This window comes from Dyadobacter flavalbus, from assembly GCF_006149045.1.
Taxonomy (GTDB): Bacteria; Bacteroidota; Bacteroidia; order Cytophagales; family Spirosomataceae; genus Dyadobacter; species Dyadobacter flavalbus.
In genome coordinates this window covers 1-3,021 of record NZ_VBSN01000068.1, presented here as the reverse complement: position 1 = coordinate 3,021, position 3,021 = coordinate 1, and the positions used below count along the sequence as shown (strand labels likewise).

The window sequence follows — 3,021 nt, the reverse complement described above, 5'->3', positions numbered from 1 at the left end:
AAAAACACTGGCATCATTCGAACCGTAAACCAAGTAATCAACAACAGAATAAACTGGCACGTTTTGAACCGTAATGACTGGCATCATCCGACCGAAATAACTGGCACAAATCGAACCGTAGTATCCACCATTGTTAAATGAGGTTTTAGGCCTCGAGCTAGAAAATCTTAATGCTACTAAAAAAAAGAACTTCCCTGCTATTGATCTAGCTGACTTTAAGAACCGCGTAGCCATACAGGTTACATCTACATCATCAATTGACAAAATAAAGAAGACCCTTGAAACCTTTTCCAGGTACGAACAGCAGGAGGAATTTGATGTTCTATATTTCTACATTCTGACGGAAAAGAAGCCGCAATACAACAGCTCAACATTAAACGATGCTATACCAGAGGGTTTTCATTTCGATCCAAGTGAGCACGTTCTAGATAAAGATAGCATTCTCCAGAAAATCAACAGCATAAGCTCAACTCCCAAAATTTATACCATATCTAAGCTTTATGAACACGAGTTTTCTGATGTTCAAATTGAACAAAGAAAGTTAAAATTCGAAAATGGGTATTTGAGCAACGAACCAGAGGACATAACCTCTAATATGGTTAAGATTTCATTTGCAAAAGTCTTATTTAAAGCCGACTTGTTCATAGACGAAGATAAGGTAATTGAAAAAGTGAATGAACACCTGGAAAGTCTAGGAAGAAAAAAGGTTAAAACACTGAAACCTAGTACTCTGATAAGAAAAGCGCTTAAACAGCATAACTTACATTTTGAAGACTGGATTGTTTTCGAGAAATGTATTTATACTTTCAGAGATTTGTCAAAAAATAGTGAACCTCTTAGAAAAATAATTGATGTAGGTACAGTAACTTCAATAGATTGTTGCCAATTCTATGAACAAAATGAATCAAGCAACAGGGTATTTAAGAACCTTCTTAGAAATTCACTCATTCAACTTTGCTACTTCAAAGGGATTGAATTTTTTCCTCCTCGGCAAATTTTTAGATTTAAAAATACAAGTCCTCCTGGACCTAAACAGATCCGATGGAAAGCCAAGAAAGAGGCTACGAAAACAGTAATCTTTGAAATGGTTAATAAAAAAGAAGGACACGTTATCTGTTATAGACACCTAGCCTTCAAAGCATCTTTTTTGAACTTTGGCGCAGATTGGTATTTAGTGGTAAATCCAACATGGAGTTTCACCAATCCAGGTGGATATCAGGAAAGTCGATTTGAACCAGACTACATGGCTGGGTTGAAGCGATTAGAGAACAACAATTCGGTTTACTATTATTTTCGGTTCTTCGCATACTATCTTTCATACACAGACTTGTTCACACGAGAGTATGAATACTTACAGCTCCTCCAAATAGAGCCAATGACGTTGTCACCAAGCTTAGATGAACAAAAATGGGTGCCAGTAAAAACTATTGAGAGTGGTGAAGGAAGCTCCTTGCCTGAAATCAGCCTCGATTCAGAAATATATACTTTAACTTTTTCTTGATTTATGAGACTGAGATACATTGAAGAGCCTTCGCTACAATTTGGCTTGGGTCATCATATTTGTCCCAAAAGCGGTATTTACAGCTTAAACCCATTTGATATTGAACAGGTTAGACCGGAAAAAATAACAATTGGCGTAGTAGGAAAATCTGATAGTGTGGACGCCGTATTAGAATGGATAGACTCTTGCAAAACTCATATAGACGGTAAAGAAAGTAAGACACCACATCCAAATTTGTTTATGAATTTTTGTGGTTTCAATAAAAATATTGGTTTTAAGTGTGAGGTCAATTACGATAGCACTTATCTCCGTAAACTTAATAATTCGGATCTAGAGAGAATTGTGAAAAAGGCAGATTCGCTGGAAACCATTATAACAGAAATCACAGAGCTATATCTAGCTGAAATCAAATTTCTGTCCAAAAATAAAAAGCCCGATGTAATTCTTTGCGCATTGCCAGAAAGTATAATGAAGCATATTACAGCAGCAAAAGAAGTCGCACCTGATCAAGAAAATGATGTTGCAGCTGTTGAAAAGGATGTTGACGAAGAAGATATTTCCAAGAAAGAGCAAAATTTCCGACGAAATTTGAAGGCAAAGGCAATGCAATATAATGTTCCTATACAGATTATTAGAGATAGGGTCGCAAAACCGACCAGAGAAATGCAGGATCCGGCCACAATTGCATGGAATTTTTTTACCGCCTTATACTACAAGGCATCGGGTACTCCATGGGCTTTAATCAGGAAAGATTCAGCGGAAACTACTTGTTATGCAGGAATTAGCTTCTTCAGGAGTAGGGATAGAGATTCCACCCAAACCAGTATTGCCCAAATTTTTAATGAATTAGGAAAAGGCGTAATTCTGAGAGGTGAAGAAATCGTATTACAGAAAAATGATAGAACACCGCATCTTAGTGAAGAACAAGCTTACAATCTTTTAAAGCAATCACTTACTGAATATTATGAAGCTGTCAAGATTTTCCCAAAAAGGCTTGTAATACACAAAACTTCCAATTTCAGTGAGGACGAAATATTTGGATTCACTCAATCCGCCAAGGATCTTCACATTAATCAACTTGATCTTATTACCCTACAGGTATCAGATTTAAGACTTTATCGAAGCGGAAATTATCCACCAATGAGAGGAACTCACCTAACAATGAGCGATAAGCACCATCTTTTATACACAAGAGGGTCTGTTCCTTATTATGAAACCTATCCAGGCAAATATATTCCGAGAGCAATTGAGGTAAAATTGGCTCAACACGACGAATCACCTAATATTATTTGTGATGAAATACTTTCATTAACTAAAATGAATTGGAACAACACGCAGTTTGATAGGCAAATGCCGATTACTATCGAATGTGCCAGAAATGTCGGGGAAATTCGGGAGTGTACGCTGAACTGTGTCAGAATTTGATTTTGGTAGATTCAGCCTCCAAGGAAAAATTCGCGGTCTGCTTGTAGTCTATCACCAAATTTAATATACAATTGTGACATCGTCAAACCCCAATT

Annotated in this window: 2 protein-coding genes; both read left to right on the top strand. The window is 36.8% G+C overall.

Translation table 11 applies throughout. The features are described from left to right. Positions 1 to 130: 130 nt before the first annotated feature. On the top strand, positions 131 to 1,501 hold the full coding sequence (locus tag FEM33_RS21885) for an SMEK domain-containing protein (RefSeq protein ID WP_139014121.1): 1,371 nt from the start codon (positions 131 to 133) through the stop codon (positions 1,499 to 1,501). Between the two features lie 3 nt (positions 1,502 to 1,504). Continuing rightward, positions 1,505 to 2,926: an argonaute/piwi family protein gene (locus FEM33_RS21880; RefSeq protein WP_139014120.1), complete on the top strand. Its 1,422-nt coding sequence runs from the start codon at positions 1,505 to 1,507 to the stop codon at positions 2,924 to 2,926. The last annotated feature ends 95 nt before the right edge of the window (positions 2,927 to 3,021 follow it).

Bases quoted from the DNA above. Each gene is read 5' to 3' on its own strand.
- FEM33_RS21880 (WP_139014120.1), top strand. From the start codon at position 1,505: ATGAGACTGAGATACATTGAAGAGCCTTCGCTACAATTTGGCTTGGGT.